The following is an 18,416-nucleotide window of genomic DNA, read 5'->3' on the forward strand; positions in this document are numbered from 1 at the left end:
AATGAACGTCCTAGGATATAGAGGAATCAAATGGCTCGTAAAACACCCATTGAGCGTTACCGTAACATTGGTATCAGTGCTCACATCGACGCCGGTAAGACTACTACTACCGAACGTGTTCTGTTCTACACCGGTGTAAACCACAAAATCGGTGAAGTTCATGATGGCGCAGCCACTATGGACTGGATGGAGCAGGAGCAGGAACGTGGTATTACCATCACGTCTGCTGCGACCACCTGTTTCTGGTCTGGTATGGCCAAACAGTTCGAACCACACCACATCAACATCATCGACACCCCAGGGCACGTTGACTTCACCATCGAAGTTGAACGTTCCATGCGTGTTCTTGATGGTGCGGTAATGGTTTACTGTGCTGTTGGTGGTGTTCAGCCACAGTCTGAGACCGTATGGCGTCAGGCAAACAAATATAAAGTTCCACGTATCGCGTTCGTTAACAAAATGGACCGTATGGGTGCTAACTTCCTGAAAGTTGTTGACCAGATCGAAAAACGTCTGGGCGCAACTCCGGTGCCTCTGCAACTGGCAATCGGCGCGGAAGAGAAATTCACCGGTGTTGTTGACCTGGTGAAAATGAAAGCCATCAACTGGAATGAAGCCGATCAGGGCGTGACCTTCGAATACGAAGAGATCCCAGCTGATATGCAGGAACTGGCCGAAGAATGGCGCCAGAAACTGGTTGAAGCCGCTGCTGAAGGTTCTGACGAACTGATGGAGAAATTCTTTGGTGGCGAAGAGCTGACTGAAGAAGAAATCAAAACTTCTCTGCGTAAGCGCGTACTGAACAACGAAATTATCTTGGTTACCTGTGGTTCTGCATTTAAGAACAAAGGTGTTCAGGCGATGCTGGATGCGGTTGTTGAATATCTGCCAGCTCCAACTGACGTTACTGCGATTAACGGTATGCTGGACGACGGTAAAGACACTCCGGCTGTTCGTCACTCAGACGACAACGAGCCGTTTGCTGCTTTGGCGTTCAAAATCGCAACTGACCCGTTTGTTGGTAACCTGACCTTCTTCCGCGTTTACTCTGGCGTTGTTAACTCTGGCGACACCGTGTTCAACCCGGTGAAATCAGCGCGTGAGCGTCTGGGCCGTATCGTTCAGATGCACGCTAACAAACGTGAAGAGATCAAAGAAGTTCGCGCGGGCGATATCGCTGCAGCTATTGGTCTGAAAGAAGTGACTACCGGTGATACCCTGTGTGATCAGGACAATGTGATCATTCTGGAGCGTATGGAATTCCCTGAACCGGTAATTTCTATCGCTGTTGAACCGAAAACTAAAGCTGACCAAGAAAAAATGGGTCTGGCTTTGGGTCGTCTGGCTAAAGAAGATCCATCATTCCGCGTATGGACTGATGAAGAAACTAACCAGACTATCATCGCTGGTATGGGTGAGCTTCACCTCGACATCATCGTTGACCGTATGAAACGTGAATTCAACGTTGAAGCTAACGTTGGTAAACCTCAGGTTGCTTACCGTGAAGCGATTCGCGCGAAAGTTACCGATGTTGAAGGTAAACACGCTAAGCAGTCTGGTGGTCGTGGTCAGTACGGTCATGTTGTTATCGACATGTACCCACTGGAGCCGGGCTCGAATCCGAAAGGTTACGAGTTCGTCAACGACATCAAAGGTGGTGTGATCCCAACGGAATACATCCCTGCTGTTGATAAAGGCATCCAGGAACAGCTGAAGTCTGGTCCTCTGGCGGGTTATCCAGTAGTAGATCTCGGCGTGCGTCTGCACTTCGGTTCTTACCACGACGTTGACTCCTCTGAACTGGCGTTTAAACTGGCCGCTTCTATTGCCTTCAAAGATGGCTTTAAGAAAGCGAAACCAGTTCTGCTTGAGCCTATCATGAAGGTTGAAGTCGAAACTCCGGAAGAGAACACCGGTGACGTTATCGGTGACCTTAGCCGTCGTCGTGGTCAGCTGAAAGGTCAAGAATCTAACGCTACTGGCGTTCAGATTCACGCTGAAGTTCCGTTGTCTGAAATGTTCGGTTACGCAACTCAACTGCGTTCACTGACCAAAGGTCGTGCATCTTACTCCATGGAATTCCTGAAGTATGATGATGCGCCAAACAACGTTGCTCAGGCCGTAATCGAAGCTCGCGGCAAATAAGCCCAGAGTTTTAAAAAACATTGATCCCGTGCTCTCTCCTTGAGGGGAGAGCGCAACAGTAAGGAATATAGCCGTGTCTAAAGAAAAATTTGAACGTACAAAACCGCACGTCAACGTCGGTACTATCGGCCACGTTGACCATGGTAAAACCACTCTGACTGCAGCAATCACTACCGTTCTGGCTAAAACCTACGGTGGTTCTGCTCGTGCTTTCGACCAGATCGATAACGCACCAGAAGAAAAAGCTCGTGGTATCACCATCAACACTTCCCACGTTGAATATGACACCCCGACTCGCCACTATGCGCACGTTGACTGCCCAGGGCACGCCGACTACGTTAAAAACATGATCACCGGTGCTGCTCAGATGGACGGCGCTATCCTGGTTGTTGCTGCGACTGATGGCCCAATGCCACAGACTCGTGAGCACATCCTGCTGGGTCGTCAGGTTGGCGTTCCTTACATCATCGTGTTCCTGAACAAATGCGACATGGTTGATGATGAAGAGCTGCTGGAACTGGTAGAAATGGAAGTTCGTGAACTTCTGTCTATGTACGACTTCCCAGGCGACGATACTCCAATCGTACGTGGTTCAGCGCTGAAAGCACTGGAAGGCGACGCGGATTACGAAGCTAAAATCATCGAACTGGCTGGCTACCTGGATACCTATATCCCGGAACCAGAACGTGCTATCGACAAGCCGTTCCTGTTGCCAATCGAAGACGTATTCTCCATCTCCGGCCGTGGTACTGTTGTTACCGGTCGTGTAGAGCGCGGTATCGTTAAAGTTGGTGAAGAAGTTGAAATCGTTGGTATCAAAGATACCGTGAAATCAACCTGTACTGGCGTTGAAATGTTCCGCAAACTGCTGGACGAAGGCCGTGCTGGTGAGAACGTTGGTGTTCTGCTGCGTGGTATTAAACGTGAAGATATCGAACGTGGTCAGGTACTGGCTAAGCCAGGCTCTATCAAGCCGCACACTCAGTTCGAGTCAGAAGTTTATATCCTGTCCAAAGATGAAGGCGGCCGTCATACTCCGTTCTTCAAAGGCTACCGTCCACAGTTCTACTTCCGTACAACTGACGTGACTGGCACCATCGAACTGCCAGAAGGCGTTGAGATGGTAATGCCGGGCGACAACATCAAAATGGTTGTTACCCTGATCCACCCAATCGCGATGGACGACGGTCTGCGTTTCGCAATCCGTGAAGGCGGCCGTACTGTAGGCGCGGGTGTTGTTGCTAAAGTTATCGCTTAATCGCTGATACCTTTGTATGAAAAAAGAGCGCTCAGGCGCTCTTTTTTTTGCTATTTTTGCCGCTTACTCACTTAAGCAATATGCGTGTGCTATTGTAATCATAACTATTCTCATTTACACTTTGCGCGTAATTTGAACGGGAGTGCTTATGTACGTTTGTTTGTGTAATGGTGTAAGTGATAAAAAAATTCGGCAGGCAGTGCGCCAGTTTCATCCACAATCTTTCCAGCAGCTTCGCAAGTTTGTGCCAGTGGGAAACCAATGTGGCAAATGCATTCGCGCAGCACGAGAAATCATGCAAGAAGAGCTATTGCAGATCCCAGAATTTAAAGAGATTGCCTAAGACGGTCACTTTTTTTGACTTACTCCGTGCTACATCTACGCTTCATGTAGTGGAAGCGGAGGGAGTAAAAAATGAAAGGTGATATTAAGATAATAAATTATCTCAATAAATTATTGGGAAACGAGCTTGTCGCGATAAATCAGTATTTTCTCCATGCGAGAATGTTCAAAAACTGGGGCCTGATGCGCCTCAACGAAGTTGAGTACCACGAATCCATTGATGAAATGAAACATGCCGATAAGTACATCGAGCGTATTTTATTTCTCGAAGGCATTCCAAACTTGCAAGATTTAGGCAAGCTCCATATTGGTGAAGATGTCGAAGAAATGCTTCAATCTGACCTTAAATTAGAAATGGAAGGTGCCAAAGATTTGCGTGAAGCCATTGCTTACGCAGATACCATTCATGACTATGTCAGTCGAGATATGCTGATCCAAATTCTTGCAGAGGAAGAGCACCATATCGACTGGTTGGAAACTGAATTAGATCTCATCTCTAAAATTGGTTTGCAGAATTATATTCAGTCGCAAATCAAAGAAGGAAATTGAGTTCTTTAAACAGCGGGAAGGAGGAATATATCCATCCTGCTGAACCACCCGCTATCGCAAGGTATGGGCCAAAGGGTAGCGGAGTGGTAGTCAGTGAAATTCTCTTCTTTCTTAATAACTTTGATATTAAGACCGCAAACAGGCCCATTGATGAGGCTGTGAACAAAATCCACCCCAAACTCTGCCATCCATGCCATGCTCCTAAGGCAGCCAAAAGCTTCATATCTCCGTAGCCGATGCCCGCGCACTTTCGCCAGTAAAAATAAATCCAGTACAACCCCCACAAACTGAGATACCCGCAAATGGCGCCAAGCACTGATGCTGCTAAATTCTCGGGTATAAAACACAGCTGATACAGTAACCCAGACCATAACAAGGAGTAAGTCAGATTATCCGGGAGCAACATGCATCGATAATCTATCCAGGCTAGCCGTAGTAAAAGCCCAATATAGAGAGTGAAAAAGGGAAGTTCGAATAGGGTAGGGGATGTAGACATAGCCATTGATGACTCTGCAGTGAGATGATTTTCAACACTAAATTAATATACATGTGAAAACAAAATGAAGATTATTCAGGCGCGAGCAGCCCTCCAGGGAAGATTCTATGGCTAGTCAATTTTGCATCTCGAGTTGAAGGTGTGCCGTACCCTTGCATAAAAGATTGTTTAATTCGTATCCATGGCTTGATTAAGGGGCAGATTTACGTATAATGCGCGGGCCTGTCTTAATCGACGGCTGGCTCAATACGAGCCTGGCAGTGAAGCTACTGTCGACAATGTTCCCAATTGGGGAACTATGTATGAACGATTACACTCCCCCATCAATCGTAATGGGTGTGAGTAGTGATTTTTTTCGTCTATAAAATAATTGGAGCTATGGTCTCATGCAGAGCCAAAGAATCCGTATCCGTCTTAAAGCGTTTGATCATCGTCTGATTGATCAATCAACTGCGGAAATCGTCGAGACTGCTAAGCGCACTGGTGCGCAAGTACGTGGTCCGATCCCGCTGCCGACCCGCAAAGAGCGCTTTACCGTTCTGATCTCTCCGCACGTCAACAAAGACGCGCGTGATCAGTACGAAATTCGCACTCACAAGCGTCTGGTTGACATCGTTGAGCCAACTGAGAAAACCGTTGATGCTCTGATGCGTCTGGATCTGGCTGCTGGTGTTGACGTGCAGATCAGCCTGGGTTAATCAGGTCATTGACGATTGAGAGGTTGAAACAATGATTGGTTTAGTCGGTAAAAAATTGGGTATGACCCGTATCTTCACTGAAGACGGCGTTTCTATCCCAGTAACCGTGATCGAAGTAGAAGCAAACCGTGTTACTCAGGTCAAAGACCTGGCTAACGATGGCTACCGTGCTGTTCAAGTTACCACTGGCGCTAAAAAAGCTAGCCGTGTAACTAAGCCGGAAGCTGGTCACTTCGCTAAAGCTGGCGTAGAAGCTGGCCGTGGCCTTTGGGAATTCCGTCTTGCAGAAGGCGAAGAGTTCACTGTAGGTCAAGATGTTAGCGTTGAGCTGTTTGCTGAAGTTAAAAAAGTTGACGTAACTGGCACCTCTAAAGGTAAAGGTTTCGCAGGTACCGTTAAGCGCTGGAACTTCCGTACCCAGGACGCTACACACGGTAACTCCTTGTCTCACCGCGTTCCGGGTTCTATCGGTCAGAACCAGACTCCGGGCAAAGTGTTCAAAGGCAAGAAAATGGCAGGCCAACTGGGCAACGAACGTGTAACTGTTCAGAGCCTGGATGTAGTACGCGTTGACGCTGAGCGCAACCTGCTGCTGGTTAAGGGTGCAGTTCCGGGTGCAACCGGTAGCGACCTTATTGTTAAACCAGCTGTGAAGGCGTGAGGAGATAGCAATGGAATTAGTATTGAAAGACGCGCAAAGCGCGCTGACTGTTTCCGAAACTACCTTCGGTCGTGATTTTAACGAAGCGCTGGTACACCAGGTTGTTGTTGCTTATGCAGCTGGTGCCCGTCAAGGTACTCGTGCTCAGAAGACTCGTGCTGAAGTAACTGGTTCCGGCAAAAAGCCGTGGCGCCAGAAAGGTACCGGCCGTGCGCGTTCAGGTTCTATCAAGAGCCCGATCTGGCGTTCCGGTGGCGTAACCTTCGCTGCTCGCCCGCAGGACCACAGTCAAAAAGTTAACAAAAAGATGTACCGCGGAGCGCTGAAAAGCATTCTGTCCGAACTGGTACGTCAGGATCGTCTGATCGTTGTCGAACAGTTCTCTGTTGAAGCGCCTAAAACTAAGCTGCTTGCTCAGAAACTGAAAGACATGGCCCTGGAAGATGTGCTGATCGTAACTGGCGAACTGGATGAGAATCTGTTCCTGGCTGCGCGTAACCTGCATAAGGTTGACGTGCGCGACGCAGCAACAATCGATCCAGTTAGCCTGATCGCCTTCGACAAAGTCGTTATGACTGCTGATGCAGTTAAGCAAGTTGAGGAGATGCTGGCATGATCCGTGAAGAACGTCTGCTGAAAGTACTGCGCGCGCCGCACGTATCTGAAAAAGCATCTATGGCGATGGAAAAAACTAATACCATCGTTCTCAAAGTTGCAAAAGACGCGACCAAAGCAGAGATCGTTGCTGCTGTTGAGAAACTGTTCGAAGTTGAAGTTAAAGGCGTTAATACCTTGCTTGTTAAAGGTAAAACTAAGCGTCATGGACAGCGTATCGGTCGTCGTAGCGACTGGAAAAAAGCTTACGTCACCCTGAAGGAAGGCCAGAATCTGGACTTCGTCGGCGGCGCTGAGTAAGTCGGAGGAGAAAAACAATGGCAGTTGTTAAATGTAAACCGACATCTCCGGGTCGTCGCCACGTAGTTAAAGTGGTCAACCCTGAGCTGCATAAGGGCAAACCATTTGCTCCGCTGGTTGAAAAAAACAGCAAATCCGGTGGCCGCAACAACAATGGTCGTATCACTACTCGTCACATCGGTGGTGGTCACAAGCAGGCTTATCGTATTGTTGACTTTAAACGCAACAAAGATGGTATCCCGGCAGTTGTTGAACGTCTTGAGTACGATCCGAACCGTTCTGCGAATATCGCACTGGTTCTGTACAAAGATGGCGAACGCCGTTACATCCTGGCCCCTAAAGGCCTGAAAGCTGGCGACCAGATTCAATCTGGCGTTGATGCTGCAATCAAAGCAGGTAACACCCTGCCGATGCGCAATATCCCGGTTGGTTCTACCGTTCATAACGTAGAAATGAAACCAGGTAAAGGCGGTCAGCTTGCACGTTCTGCTGGTACCTATGTGCAGATCGTTGCACGTGATGGTGCTTACGTTACCCTGCGTCTGCGTTCTGGTGAAATGCGTAAAGTCGAAGCTGACTGCCGTGCAACCATGGGCGAAGTCGGTAACTCTGAGCATATGCTCCGCGTTCTGGGTAAAGCAGGTGCTGCACGCTGGCGTGGTGTTCGTCCTACCGTTCGCGGTACTGCGATGAACCCAGTCGACCACCCACATGGTGGTGGTGAAGGTCGTAACTTTGGTAAGCACCCGGTAACTCCGTGGGGCGTTCAGACCAAAGGTAAGAAGACCCGCAGCAACAAGCGTACTGATAAATTCATCGTACGTCGCCGTAGCAAATAATTTTAGAGGATAAGCCATGCCACGTTCTCTCAAGAAAGGTCCTTTTATTGACCTGCACTTGCTGAAGAAGGTAGAGAAAGCGGTGGAAAGCGGTGACAAGAAGCCCCTGCGCACTTGGTCCCGTCGTTCAACGATCTTTCCTAACATGATCGGTTTGACCATCGCTGTCCATAATGGTCGTCAGCATGTTCCGGTATTTGTTTCCGACGAAATGGTCGGTCACAAACTGGGTGAATTTGCACCGACACGTACTTATCGCGGCCATGCTGCTGATAAAAAAGCCAAGAAGAAATAAGTAGGAGGAAGAGATGGAAACTTTAGCTCAACATCGCCACGCTCGTTCTTCTGCTCAAAAGGTTCGCCTTGTTGCAGACCTTATTCGCGGTAAGAAAGTGTCGCAGGCACTGGAAATTTTGACCTTCACCAACAAGAAAGCTGCGGTATTGGTCAAGAAAGTTCTGGAATCTGCCATTGCTAACGCTGAACACAACGATGGCGCTGACATTGACGATCTGAAAGTCGCGAAAATCTTCGTAGACGCAGGCCCAAGCATGAAGCGCATTATGCCGCGTGCAAAAGGTCGTGCAGATCGCATCCTGAAGCGCACCAGCCACATTACTGTGGTTGTGTCCGATCGCTGAGACTCTGGAGACTAGCAATGGGTCAGAAAGTACATCCTAATGGTATTCGCCTGGGTATTGTAAAACCTTGGAACTCTACTTGGTTTGCGAACACCAAAGAATTCGCTGACAACCTGGACAGCGATTTTAAAGTTCGTCAGTACCTGACAAAGGAACTGGCGAAGGCGTCTGTATCTCGTATCGTTATCGAGCGTCCAGCTAAGAGCATCCGTGTGACTATTCACACTGCTCGCCCTGGCATCGTAATCGGTAAGAAAGGCGAAGACGTAGAAAAACTGCGCAAGGTCGTAGCGGATATCGCTGGCGTTCCTGCACAGATCAATATCGCCGAAGTTCGTAAGCCTGAACTGGACGCAAAATTGGTTGCTGATAGCATCACTTCACAGCTGGAACGTCGTGTTATGTTCCGTCGTGCTATGAAGCGTGCTGTACAGAATGCCATGCGTCTGGGCGCTAAAGGTATCAAAGTTGAAGTTAGCGGCCGTCTGGGCGGCGCCGAGATCGCACGTACCGAATGGTACCGTGAAGGTCGCGTGCCGTTGCACACTCTGCGTGCTGACATTGACTACAACACCTCTGAAGCGCACACCACTTATGGTGTAATTGGCGTTAAAGTGTGGATCTTTAAAGGTGAGATCCTGGGTGGGATGGCTGCTGTTGAACAACCGGAAAAACCGGCTGCTCAACCTAAAAAGCAGCAGCGTAAAGGCCGTAAGTAAGGAGAGTCGCTGTGTTACAACCAAAGCGTACAAAATTCCGTAAAGTGCACAAAGGCCGCAACCGTGGTCTGGCTGCTGGTACGGATGTTAGCTTCGGCACTTTCGGTCTGAAAGCTGTTGGCCGTGGTCGTCTGACTGCACGTCAGATCGAAGCAGCACGTCGTGCAATGACCCGTGCAGTTAAGCGTCAGGGTAAGATCTGGATCCGTGTATTCCCGGACAAACCGATCACCGAAAAGCCGCTTGAAGTGCGTATGGGTAAAGGTAAAGGCAACGTAGAGTATTGGGTTGCCTTGATTCAGCCTGGCAAAGTCCTGTATGAAATGGACGGCGTACCAGAAGAGCTGGCCCGTGAAGCATTCAAGCTGGCAGCAGCGAAACTGCCGATTAAAACCACCTTTGTAACTAAGACGGTGATGTAATGAAAGCAAAAGAGCTGCGTGAAAAGAGTGTTGAAGAGCTGAACACCGAGCTGCTGAATTTGCTGCGTGAGCAGTTCAATCTGCGTATGCAAGCAGCAAGTGGCCAGCTGCAACAGACTCACCTGCTGAAGCAAGTGCGTCGTGATGTTGCACGTGTTAAGACTTTATTGACTCAGAAGGCGGGTGCGTAATGACCGATAAAATCCGTACTCTGCAAGGTCGCGTTGTTAGTGACAAAATGGAGAAATCCATTGTTGTTGCTATCGAACGTGTGGTGAAACACCCGATTTACGGTAAATTCATCAAACGTACGACCAAACTGCACGTACATGACGAGAACAATGAATGTGGTATCGGTGACGTGGTTGAAATCCGCGAATGCCGTCCACTGTCTAAGACTAAGTCTTGGACGCTTGTTCGCGTTGTAGATAAAGCTGTTCTGTAATACAGTGAGCTTTGTCTAACGAATAAACGGCTCAGTAAATGAGCCGTTTATTTTTTCTACCCATATTCAGGAACCGGTGTTATAATGCCGCGCCCTCGTTTATGGGGCTTTTTAACGACCTAATTATGGGTCCCGAAGTAGTAGTTGACATTAGCGGAGCACTGAAATGATCCAAGAACAGACTATGCTGACCGTAGCCGACAACTCCGGCGCGCGTCGCGTAATGTGTATCAAGGTTCTGGGTGGCTCGCACCGTCGCTACGCAGGCGTCGGCGACATCATCAAAATTACCATCAAGGAAGCAATTCCTCGTGGTAAGGTGAAGAAAGGCGATGTCCTGAAAGCGGTAGTGGTGCGCACCAGGAAGGGTGTTCGTCGCCCGGACGGTTCTGTCATTCGCTTCGATGGTAATGCATGCGTTATTTTAAACAATAACAGCGAGCAACCAATCGGCACGCGTATTTTTGGGCCGGTAACTCGTGAACTACGTAATGAAAAGTTCATGAAAATTATCTCTCTGGCACCAGAAGTACTCTAAGGAGCGAATCATGGCAGCTAAAATCCGTCGTGATGACGAAGTTATCGTGTTAACCGGTAAAGATAAAGGTAAGCGCGGTAAAGTTAAGAATGTCTTGTCTTCCGGCAAGCTTATTGTTGAAGGTATTAACCTGGTTAAGAAACATCAGAAGCCGGTTCCGGCCCTGAACCAACCAGGTGGCATCGTTGAAAAAGAAGCTGCTATTCAAGTTTCTAACGTTGCACTCTTCAATGCGGCAACCGGCAAGGCTGACCGTGTAGGCTTTAGATTCGAAGAGGGCAAAAAAGTCCGTTTCTTCAAATCTAATAGCGAAACTATCAAGTAATTTGGAGTAGTACGATGGCGAAACTGCATGATTACTACAAAGACGAAGTAGTTACAAAACTCATGAGTGAGTTTAACTACAATTCTGTCATGCAAGTCCCTCGGGTCGAGAAGATCACCCTGAACATGGGTGTGGGTGAAGCGATCGCTGACAAGAAACTGCTGGATAATGCAGCAGCTGACTTGACAGCAATCTCCGGTCAAAAACCGTTGATCACCAAAGCACGCAAATCAGTTGCAGGCTTCAAAATCCGTCAGGGCTATCCGATCGGCTGTAAAGTAACTCTGCGTGGCGAACGCATGTGGGAGTTTCTTGAGCGCCTGATCACCATTGCTGTACCACGTATCCGTGACTTCCGTGGCTTGTCCGCTAAGTCATTCGATGGCCGTGGTAACTACAGCATGGGTGTCCGTGAGCAGATCATCTTCCCAGAAATCGACTATGACAAAGTCGATCGCGTTCGTGGTTTGGATATTACCATTACCACTACTGCGAAATCTGATGATGAAGGCCGTGCTCTGCTGGCAGCCTTTAACTTCCCATTCCGTAAGTAAGGTAGGGTTACTAATGGCTAAGCAATCGATGAAAGCACGCGAAGTCGTTCGCGTGAAACTGGCCGACAAATACCGCGCTAAACGCGAGGAATTGAAAGCTATCATCTCTGGTGTGAACTCATCCGACGAAGAACGTTGGGATGCTGTTCTTAAGCTGCAGTCTCTGCCGCGTGATTCCAGCCCGTCCCGTCAGCGTAACCGCTGCCGCCAAACTGGTCGTCCGCATGGTTATGTGGGCAAATTCGGGTTGAGCCGTATCAAGCTTCGTGAAGCCGCTATGCGCGGTGAAGTACCTGGCTTGAAGAAGGCTAGCTGGTAATATCCAATTGAATCACGGGAGTAAAGACAGATGAGCATGCAAGATCCGATCGCGGATATGCTGACCCGTATCCGTAACGGTCAAGCCGCGAATAAAGTTGCGGTCACCATGCCTTCCTCCAAGCTGAAATTGGCAATTGCCAACGTGCTGAAAGAAGAAGGCTATATTGAAGATTTTAAAATCGAAGGCGACATCAAGCCTGAACTGGAACTGACTCTTAAGTATTTCCAGGGCAAGGCTGTGGTAGAGAGCATTCAGCGAGTCAGCCGCCCAGGTCTGCGCATCTATAAGAAAAAAGATGAGCTGCCTAAAGTTATGGCCGGTATGGGTATTGCTGTCGTTTCTACCTCGAAAGGTGTTATGACTGATCGTGCAGCGCGCCAAGCTGGTCTTGGTGGCGAAATTATCTGCTACGTAGCCTAATTGGAGGAATAAAATGTCTCGTGTTGCTAAAGCACCGGTCGTTATTCCTGCTGGCGTAGAGGTAAAACTCAACGGTCAGGTTATTTCGATCAAAGGTAAGAACGGCGAGCTGACTCGTACAATCAACGATGCTGTTGAAGTTAAACACGCTGATAATGCACTGACTTTCGCTCCGCGCGAAGGTTTTGCTAACGCGTGGGCCCAAGCGGGTACCACTCGTGCGCTGTTAAATGCAATGGTTATCGGTGTTACCGAAGGCTTCACTAAGAAGCTGCAGCTGGTTGGTGTAGGTTATCGTGCAGCAGTTAAAGGCAATGCGGTGAGTTTGGCCCTAGGCTTCTCTCATCCTGTTGAACATGCTCTGCCAGCGGGAATCACTGCTGAATGTCCAACTCAAACTGAAATCGTGCTGAAAGGCGCTGATAAGCAGATGATTGGACAAGTGGCTGCTGATCTTCGCGCCTACCGTCGTCCTGAGCCTTATAAAGGCAAGGGTGTTCGTTACGCCGACGAAGTCGTGCGTACCAAAGAGGCTAAGAAGAAGTAAGGTAACACTATGGATAAGAAATCTGCTCGTATCCGTCGTGCGACCCGCGCACGTCACAAGCTCAAAGAACTGGGTGCGACTCGTCTGGTGATTCACCGCACGCCTCGTCATATTTATGCACAGGTTATCGCACCAAACGGTTCAGAAGTCCTGGTAGCTGCATCTACTGTAGAGAAAGCTATCGCTGAGCAACTGAAGTACACTGGAAATAAAGACGCCGCTACAGCTGTGGGTAAAGCTGTTGCAGAGCGCGCACTGGAAAAAGGTATTACGAAAGTATCCTTTGACCGTGCTGGTTTCCAATATCATGGTCGTGTCCAGGCACTGGCAGATGCTGCCCGTGATGCTGGCCTTCAGTTCTAAGGTAGAGGTGTAAGATGGCTCACATCGAAAAACAAGCTGGCGAACTGCAGGAAAAGCTGATCGCGGTAAATCGCGTATCTAAAACCGTAAAAGGTGGTCGTATTTTCTCCTTCACTGCTCTGACAGTGGTTGGCGATGGTAACGGTCGCATTGGTTTTGGTTACGGAAAAGCGCGTGAAGTTCCAGCAGCTATCCAGAAAGCGATGGAAAAAGCCCGTCGCAACATGATTAACGTCGCGCTGAACCACGGCACCCTGCAGCACCCTGTTAAAGGTGTGCACACAGGATCTCGTGTGTTCATGCAGCCGGCTTCCCAGGGTACCGGTATTATTGCCGGCGGTGCAATGCGCGCCGTTCTGGAAGTCGCTGGAGTTCATAACGTTTTGGCTAAAGCATATGGTTCCACCAACCCGATTAACGTGGTTCGTGCAACTATTGATGGCCTGGCGAATATGAAATCTCCGGAAATGGTCGCTGCCAAGCGTGGTAAATCCGTTGAAGAAATTCTGGGGTAATTGACCATGGCAAAGACTATTAAAATTACACAAACCCGCAGTGCGATCGGTCGTTTGCCGAAACACAAGGCAACGCTGCTTGGCCTGGGTCTGCGTCGTATTGGCCACACCGTAGAGCGCGAGGATACTCCTGCTGTACGTGGTATGGTCAACGCGGTTTCCTACATGGTTAAAGTTGAGGAGTAAGAGATGCGTTTAAATACTCTGTCTCCGGCCGAAGGGTCTAAGCACGCTTCCAAGCGTCTGGGTCGTGGTATCGGTTCTGGTCTCGGCAAAACCGGCGGTCGTGGTCACAAAGGTCAGAACTCTCGTTCTGGCGGTGGCGTACGTCGTGGGTTCGAAGGTGGCCAGATGCCGTTGTACCGTCGCCTGCCGAAATTCGGTTTCACCTCTCGCAAAGCAATGATCACTGGTGAGATTCGTCTTTCCGATCTGGCGAAAGTTGAAGGCGACGTAGTTGACCTGAACACGCTGAAAGCAGCAAACATTATCGGTATCCAGATTGAGTTCGCGAAAGTGATTCTGTCTGGCGAGGTTTCTCGTCCGGTAACTGTTCGCGGCCTGCGTGTCACTAAAGGCGCTCGTGCTGCTATCGAAGCTGCTGGCGGTAAAATCGAGGAATAAGTAGCAGATGGCAAAGCAACCGGGATTAGATTTTCAAAGTGCTAAAGGCGGGTTTGGCGAGCTGAAACGCAGACTGATGTTTGTTATCGGTGCGCTGATTGTGTTCCGTATTGGCTCTTTTATTCCGATCCCTGGTATTGATGCCGCTGTACTTGCCAAACTGCTTGAGCAACAGCGAGGCACTATCATTGAAATGTTTAACATGTTCTCTGGTGGTGCTCTCAGCCGTGCTTCTATCTTTGCATTGGGTATCATGCCGTATATTTCGGCATCGATTATTATCCAGCTTCTAACGGTGGTTCATCCAGCGTTAGCAGAGTTGAAGAAAGAAGGGGAGTCTGGTCGTCGTAAGATCAGCCAGTACACCCGTTACGGCACCCTGGTGCTGGCAATATTCCAGTCAATCGGTATTGCTACCGGTTTACCGAATATGCCTGGTATGCAAGGCTTGGTGTTAAACCCAGGCTTTGCATTCTACTTCACAGCTGTTGTGAGCCTTGTCACGGGAACTATGTTCCTTATGTGGCTAGGTGAACAGATTACTGAACGTGGTATCGGAAACGGTATCTCAATCATAATCTTCGCTGGTATTGTTGCGGGTTTGCCGCCGGCCGTTGGCCATACTATCGAACAAGCAAGGCAAGGCGACCTGCACTTCCTTCTGTTGCTGTTGGTTGCAGTACTAGTATTCGCAGTGACCTTCTTCGTTGTTTTTGTTGAACGTGGTCAACGCCGCATTGTGGTAAACTACGCAAAACGTCAACAGGGTCGTCGTGTCTATGCTGCGCAGAGCACGCATTTACCGCTGAAAGTGAATATGGCTGGTGTTATTCCAGCAATTTTTGCTTCCAGTATTATTCTGTTCCCGGCAACGATTGCATCGTGGTTTGGGGGTGGTACCGGTTGGAACTGGCTGACTACAATTTCGCTGTATTTGCAGCCTGGGCAACCGCTTTATGTGTTACTCTATGCGTCTGCAATCATCTTCTTCTGTTTCTTCTACACAGCGTTGGTTTTCAACCCACGTGAAACAGCAGATAACCTGAAGAAGTCCGGTGCATTTGTACCAGGAATTCGTCCGGGAGAACAAACGGCGAAGTATATTGATAAAGTGATGACCCGCCTGACCTTGGTTGGTGCGTTGTACATTACCTTTATCTGCCTAATCCCGGAGTTCATGCGTGACGCAATGAAAGTGCCTTTCTACTTCGGTGGAACCTCGCTGCTCATTGTTGTCGTGGTTATCATGGACTTTATGGCTCAAGTGCAAACTCTGATGATGTCTAGTCAGTACGAGTCTGCATTGAAGAAAGCGAATCTGAAAGGCTACGGCCGTTAATAGTCGCTTGAGAAGTTACGGAGAGTAAAAATGAAAGTTCGTGCTTCCGTCAAGAAATTATGTCGTAACTGCAAAATCGTTAAGCGTGACGGTGTTATTCGCGTGATTTGCAGCGCCGAACCGAAGCATAAACAGCGTCAAGGCTGATTATCTCGTATATTTTTCTTGCAAAGTTGGGTTGAGCTGGCTAGATTAGCCAGCCAATCTTTTGTATGTCTATGCGTTTCCATTTGAGTATCCTGAAAACGGGCTTTTCGGTATGGGACGCATAATCTAAATAGTAGGAGTGCATAGTGGCCCGTATAGCAGGCATTAACATTCCTGATCAAAAACATACCGTGATCGCTTTAACTTCGATCTACGGTGTAGGCAAGACTCGTTCAAAGGCCATTTGTGCTGCGGCGGGTATCGCTGAAGATGTTAAGATCAGAGAGCTGTCTGAAGAACAAATCGACACGCTGCGTGACGAAGTTGCCAAATTTGTCGTTGAAGGTGATCTACGCCGTGAAGTGAGTATGAGCATCAAGCGTCTGATGGACCTTGGTTGCTATCGCGGTTTGCGTCATCGTCGTGGTCTGCCAGTACGCGGTCAGCGTACGAAGACCAACGCACGTACCCGTAAGGGTCCGCGCAAACCGATCAAGAAATAATCGGGGTGATTGAATAATGGCAAAGGCACCAGTTCGTGCACGTAAGCGTGTAAGAAAACAAGTCTCTGACGGCGTGGCTCATGTCCATGCTTCTTTCAACAACACAATCGTTACTATTACTGATCGTCAGGGTAATGCATTGGGTTGGGCAACTGCCGGTGGTTCCGGTTTCCGTGGCTCTCGCAAGTCCACTCCGTTCGCAGCTCAGGTTGCAGCAGAGCGTTGCGCAGAAGCTGTGAAAGAATACGGTATCAAGAACCTTGAAGTTATGGTTAAGGGACCGGGTCCAGGCCGCGAATCTACTATTCGTGCTCTGAACGCCGCTGGTTTCCGCATCACTAATATTACTGATGTGACTCCGATCCCTCACAACGGTTGTCGTCCGCCGAAAAAACGTCGCGTATAACGCTCGTTTTTAGGAATGTTGGAGAAAGAAAATGGCAAGATATTTGGGTCCTAAGCTCAAGCTGAGCCGTCGCGAGGGCACAGACCTGTTCCTGAAGTCTGGTGTTCGCGCGATCGATACCAAGTGTAAAATTGAACAAGCTCCTGGCCAGCACGGTGCGCGTAAACCGCGTCTGTCTGACTATGGTGTGCAGTTGCGTGAAAAGCAAAAAGTTCGCCGCATGTTCGGTGTTCTGGAGCGTCAGTTCCGTAACTACTATAAAGAAGCAGCACGTCTGAAAGGCAACACCGGTGAAAACCTGTTGGTTCTGCTTGAAGGTCGTCTGGACAACGTTGTCTACCGTATGGGCTTTGGCGCTACTCGTGCAGAATCACGTCAGTTAGTTAGCCATAAAGCAGTTATGGTAAATGGTCGCGTTGTTAACATCGCTTCTTATCAGGTAACTCCGAATGACGTAGTTAGCATCCGTGAGAAAGCCAAAAAGCAATCTCGCGTGAAGGCCGCTCTGGAGCTGGCTGAACAGCGTGAAAAGCCAACCTGGCTGGAAGTTGATGCTGCTAAGATGGAAGGTGTGTTCAAGCGTAAGCCTGAGCGTACTGATCTGTCTGCGGACATTAACGAACACCTGATCGTCGAGCTTTACTCCAAGTAAAGCTTAGTACCAAAGAGAGGACACAATGCAGGGTTCTGTGACAGAGTTTCTAAAACCGCGCCTGGTAGATATCGAGCAAGTGAGTTCGACGCACGCCAAGGTGACCCTTGAGCCTTTAGAGCGTGGCTTTGGCCATACTCTTGGTAATGCACTGCGCCGTATTCTGCTCTCATCGATGCCGGGTTGCGCGGTGACAGAGGTTGAGATTGATGGTGTACTACACGAGTACAGCACCAAAGAAGGCGTTCAGGAGGATATCCTGGAAATCCTGCTCAACCTGAAAGGGCTGGCGGTGAGAGTTCAAGGTAAAGATGATGTTATTCTTACTCTGAATAAGTCTGGCATTGGCCCTGTGACTGCAGCCGATATCACCCATGATGGTGATGTCGAAATCGTCAAGCCGCAACATGTGATCTGCCACCTGACTGATGAGAACGCATCTATTAGTATGCGTATCAAAGTTCAGCGCGGTCGCGGTTATGTGCCGGCCTCTGCCCGAATTCATTCGGAAGAAGATGAGCGCCCAATTGGTCGTCTGCTGGTCGACGCCTGCTACAGCCCTGTAGAGCGAATTGCCTACAATGTTGAAGCTGCGCGTGTAGAACAGCGTACTGACTTGGATAAGCTGGTCATCGAAATGGAAACCAACGGTACAATCGATCCTGAAGAGGCGATTCGTCGTGCGGCAACCATTCTGGCTGAACAACTTGAAGCTTTCGTTGACTTACGTGATGTTCGTCAACCAGAAGTTAAAGAAGAGAAACCAGAGTTCGATCCGATCCTGCTGCGCCCTGTTGACGATCTGGAATTGACTGTCCGCTCTGCTAACTGCCTTAAGGCAGAAGCTATCCACTATATCGGTGATCTGGTACAGCGTACCGAAGTTGAGCTGCTCAAAACGCCTAACTTGGGTAAAAAATCTCTTACCGAGATTAAAGACGTGCTGGCTTCCCGTGGTTTGTCTCTGGGCATGCGCCTGGAAAACTGGCCACCGGCAAGCATCGCTGACGAGTAACCGGATCACAGGTTAA

At 49.0% G+C, this 18,416-nt stretch carries 32 protein-coding genes; 31 read left to right on the plus strand and 1 reads right to left on the minus strand.

All coding sequences use genetic code 11. The features are described 5' to 3' along the window. The first annotated feature begins 30 nt into the window (after positions 1-30). The 4 genes from fusA (at position 31) to bfr (ending at position 4,294) form a co-directional block, all read left to right on the plus strand. Positions 31-2,145, plus strand: coding sequence for an elongation factor G (gene fusA, locus AC0IXI_RS01965; protein WP_034499038.1), 2,115 nt, complete (start codon positions 31-33; stop codon positions 2,143-2,145). A 73-nt stretch (positions 2,146-2,218) separates the two neighbouring features. Then, positions 2,219-3,403 (plus strand): elongation factor Tu, encoded by a 1,185-nt coding sequence (gene tuf, locus AC0IXI_RS01970; RefSeq protein WP_232863769.1) that lies wholly within the window; start codon positions 2,219-2,221, stop codon positions 3,401-3,403. A gap of 148 nt (positions 3,404-3,551) precedes the next feature. Continuing rightward, the gene (gene bfd / locus AC0IXI_RS01975; protein WP_034461786.1) at positions 3,552-3,746 is read left to right on the plus strand and encodes a bacterioferritin-associated ferredoxin; all 195 of its coding nucleotides are present in this window, start codon (positions 3,552-3,554) and stop codon (positions 3,744-3,746) included. A gap of 71 nt (positions 3,747-3,817) precedes the next feature. Further along, positions 3,818-4,294: a bacterioferritin gene (gene bfr / locus AC0IXI_RS01980; protein ID WP_134187850.1), complete on the plus strand. Its 477-nt coding sequence runs from the start codon at positions 3,818-3,820 to the stop codon at positions 4,292-4,294. Here the strand turns inward: bfr and AC0IXI_RS01985 are convergent. Next, positions 4,278-4,796, minus strand: a complete 519-nt coding sequence (locus AC0IXI_RS01985; RefSeq protein WP_424221958.1) for a prepilin peptidase — start codon at positions 4,794-4,796, stop codon at positions 4,278-4,280. The two genes, bfr and AC0IXI_RS01985, sit on opposite strands and share 17 nt — an antisense overlap. 380 nt (positions 4,797-5,176) lie before the next feature. Here AC0IXI_RS01985 and rpsJ point away from each other — a divergent pair, with 380 nt between their 5' ends. From rpsJ to AC0IXI_RS02120, 27 genes are all read left to right on the plus strand, one after another. Further along, entirely contained in the window at positions 5,177-5,488 is a 312-nt protein-coding gene (gene rpsJ / locus AC0IXI_RS01990; RefSeq protein ID WP_034461784.1) for a 30S ribosomal protein S10, read from the plus strand. Positions 5,489-5,519: 31 nt separating this feature from the next. Beyond that, positions 5,520-6,149: a 50S ribosomal protein L3 gene (gene rplC, locus AC0IXI_RS01995; protein WP_064514251.1), complete on the plus strand. Its 630-nt coding sequence runs from the start codon at positions 5,520-5,522 to the stop codon at positions 6,147-6,149. A 10-nt stretch (positions 6,150-6,159) separates the two neighbouring features. Next, positions 6,160-6,765, plus strand: coding sequence for a 50S ribosomal protein L4 (gene rplD, locus AC0IXI_RS02000; protein ID WP_034461782.1), 606 nt, complete (start codon positions 6,160-6,162; stop codon positions 6,763-6,765). Further along, the gene (rplW, locus tag AC0IXI_RS02005; RefSeq protein ID WP_034461781.1) at positions 6,762-7,064 is read left to right on the plus strand and encodes a 50S ribosomal protein L23; all 303 of its coding nucleotides are present in this window, start codon (positions 6,762-6,764) and stop codon (positions 7,062-7,064) included. Before rplD ends, rplW begins: the two co-directional genes overlap by 4 nt. A 17-nt stretch (positions 7,065-7,081) precedes the next feature. Beyond that, a complete protein-coding gene (gene rplB / locus AC0IXI_RS02010) occupies positions 7,082-7,903 on the plus strand; it encodes a 50S ribosomal protein L2 (RefSeq protein WP_034461780.1) in 822 nt (273 codons plus the stop codon). A gap of 16 nt (positions 7,904-7,919) precedes the next feature. Continuing rightward, complete coding sequence (rpsS, locus tag AC0IXI_RS02015) at positions 7,920-8,198, plus strand: 30S ribosomal protein S19 (RefSeq protein ID WP_001138115.1); 279 nt, start codon at positions 7,920-7,922, stop codon at positions 8,196-8,198. A gap of 13 nt (positions 8,199-8,211) precedes the next feature. Beyond that, positions 8,212-8,544 carry a 50S ribosomal protein L22 gene (rplV, locus tag AC0IXI_RS02020; protein ID WP_034461779.1) on the plus strand — a complete coding sequence of 111 codons (333 nt, stop codon included), beginning with the start codon at positions 8,212-8,214 and terminating at the stop codon, positions 8,542-8,544. Between the two features lie 17 nt (positions 8,545-8,561). Further along, positions 8,562-9,263 carry a 30S ribosomal protein S3 gene (gene rpsC / locus AC0IXI_RS02025; protein ID WP_000529945.1) on the plus strand — a complete coding sequence of 234 codons (702 nt, stop codon included), beginning with the start codon at positions 8,562-8,564 and terminating at the stop codon, positions 9,261-9,263. 11 nt (positions 9,264-9,274) lie between these two features. After that, positions 9,275-9,685 carry a 50S ribosomal protein L16 gene (gene rplP, locus AC0IXI_RS02030; RefSeq protein ID WP_008927134.1) on the plus strand — a complete coding sequence of 137 codons (411 nt, stop codon included), beginning with the start codon at positions 9,275-9,277 and terminating at the stop codon, positions 9,683-9,685. After that, positions 9,685-9,876 (plus strand): 50S ribosomal protein L29, encoded by a 192-nt coding sequence (rpmC, locus tag AC0IXI_RS02035; RefSeq protein ID WP_008457158.1) that lies wholly within the window; start codon positions 9,685-9,687, stop codon positions 9,874-9,876. The genes rplP and rpmC overlap by 1 nt, the downstream gene beginning before the upstream one ends. Continuing rightward, positions 9,876-10,130: a 30S ribosomal protein S17 gene (rpsQ, locus tag AC0IXI_RS02040; protein ID WP_034461775.1), complete on the plus strand. Its 255-nt coding sequence runs from the start codon at positions 9,876-9,878 to the stop codon at positions 10,128-10,130. Before rpmC ends, rpsQ begins: the two co-directional genes overlap by 1 nt. A 166-nt stretch (positions 10,131-10,296) precedes the next feature. Further along, entirely contained in the window at positions 10,297-10,668 is a 372-nt protein-coding gene (gene rplN / locus AC0IXI_RS02045; RefSeq protein WP_002438705.1) for a 50S ribosomal protein L14, read from the plus strand. A gap of 10 nt (positions 10,669-10,678) precedes the next feature. Next, complete coding sequence (gene rplX, locus AC0IXI_RS02050; RefSeq protein WP_034461774.1) at positions 10,679-10,993, plus strand: 50S ribosomal protein L24; 315 nt, start codon at positions 10,679-10,681, stop codon at positions 10,991-10,993. 14 nt (positions 10,994-11,007) lie between these two features. Then, a complete protein-coding gene (gene rplE, locus AC0IXI_RS02055; RefSeq protein ID WP_064514249.1) occupies positions 11,008-11,547 on the plus strand; it encodes a 50S ribosomal protein L5 in 540 nt (179 codons plus the stop codon). A 13-nt stretch (positions 11,548-11,560) separates the two neighbouring features. Next, the gene (gene rpsN / locus AC0IXI_RS02060) at positions 11,561-11,866 is read left to right on the plus strand and encodes a 30S ribosomal protein S14 (protein ID WP_034461771.1); all 306 of its coding nucleotides are present in this window, start codon (positions 11,561-11,563) and stop codon (positions 11,864-11,866) included. 30 nt (positions 11,867-11,896) lie between these two features. Next, positions 11,897-12,289, plus strand: coding sequence for a 30S ribosomal protein S8 (gene rpsH, locus AC0IXI_RS02065; protein WP_034461770.1), 393 nt, complete (start codon positions 11,897-11,899; stop codon positions 12,287-12,289). Between the two features lie 13 nt (positions 12,290-12,302). After that, a complete protein-coding gene (rplF, locus tag AC0IXI_RS02070; RefSeq protein ID WP_034461769.1) occupies positions 12,303-12,836 on the plus strand; it encodes a 50S ribosomal protein L6 in 534 nt (177 codons plus the stop codon). A gap of 9 nt (positions 12,837-12,845) precedes the next feature. Next, a complete protein-coding gene (gene rplR, locus AC0IXI_RS02075; protein ID WP_034461768.1) occupies positions 12,846-13,199 on the plus strand; it encodes a 50S ribosomal protein L18 in 354 nt (117 codons plus the stop codon). 14 nt (positions 13,200-13,213) lie between these two features. After that, positions 13,214-13,714: a 30S ribosomal protein S5 gene (gene rpsE / locus AC0IXI_RS02080; protein WP_034461766.1), complete on the plus strand. Its 501-nt coding sequence runs from the start codon at positions 13,214-13,216 to the stop codon at positions 13,712-13,714. 6 nt (positions 13,715-13,720) lie between these two features. Further along, positions 13,721-13,900, plus strand: a complete 180-nt coding sequence (gene rpmD / locus AC0IXI_RS02085) for a 50S ribosomal protein L30 (protein ID WP_004846568.1) — start codon at positions 13,721-13,723, stop codon at positions 13,898-13,900. 3 nt (positions 13,901-13,903) lie between these two features. Further along, positions 13,904-14,338 (plus strand): 50S ribosomal protein L15, encoded by a 435-nt coding sequence (gene rplO, locus AC0IXI_RS02090; RefSeq protein ID WP_034461765.1) that lies wholly within the window; start codon positions 13,904-13,906, stop codon positions 14,336-14,338. Between the two features lie 7 nt (positions 14,339-14,345). Then, positions 14,346-15,677 carry a preprotein translocase subunit SecY gene (gene secY, locus AC0IXI_RS02095; protein ID WP_034461764.1) on the plus strand — a complete coding sequence of 444 codons (1,332 nt, stop codon included), beginning with the start codon at positions 14,346-14,348 and terminating at the stop codon, positions 15,675-15,677. Between the two features lie 30 nt (positions 15,678-15,707). Further along, positions 15,708-15,824 (plus strand): 50S ribosomal protein L36, encoded by a 117-nt coding sequence (rpmJ, locus tag AC0IXI_RS02100; protein WP_000868187.1) that lies wholly within the window; start codon positions 15,708-15,710, stop codon positions 15,822-15,824. Positions 15,825-15,970: 146 nt separating this feature from the next. Continuing rightward, entirely contained in the window at positions 15,971-16,327 is a 357-nt protein-coding gene (gene rpsM, locus AC0IXI_RS02105) for a 30S ribosomal protein S13 (RefSeq protein ID WP_034461763.1), read from the plus strand. 16 nt (positions 16,328-16,343) lie between these two features. Then, positions 16,344-16,733, plus strand: a complete 390-nt coding sequence (rpsK, locus tag AC0IXI_RS02110; RefSeq protein WP_004138423.1) for a 30S ribosomal protein S11 — start codon at positions 16,344-16,346, stop codon at positions 16,731-16,733. A 31-nt stretch (positions 16,734-16,764) separates the two neighbouring features. Further along, a complete protein-coding gene (gene rpsD, locus AC0IXI_RS02115) occupies positions 16,765-17,385 on the plus strand; it encodes a 30S ribosomal protein S4 (protein ID WP_064514247.1) in 621 nt (206 codons plus the stop codon). Positions 17,386-17,410: 25 nt separating this feature from the next. Beyond that, the gene (locus AC0IXI_RS02120; RefSeq protein ID WP_034461761.1) at positions 17,411-18,400 is read left to right on the plus strand and encodes a DNA-directed RNA polymerase subunit alpha; all 990 of its coding nucleotides are present in this window, start codon (positions 17,411-17,413) and stop codon (positions 18,398-18,400) included. The last annotated feature ends 16 nt before the right edge of the window (positions 18,401-18,416 follow it).

The sequence above is a fragment of the Buttiauxella sp. AC038 genome (genome assembly GCF_979253565.1).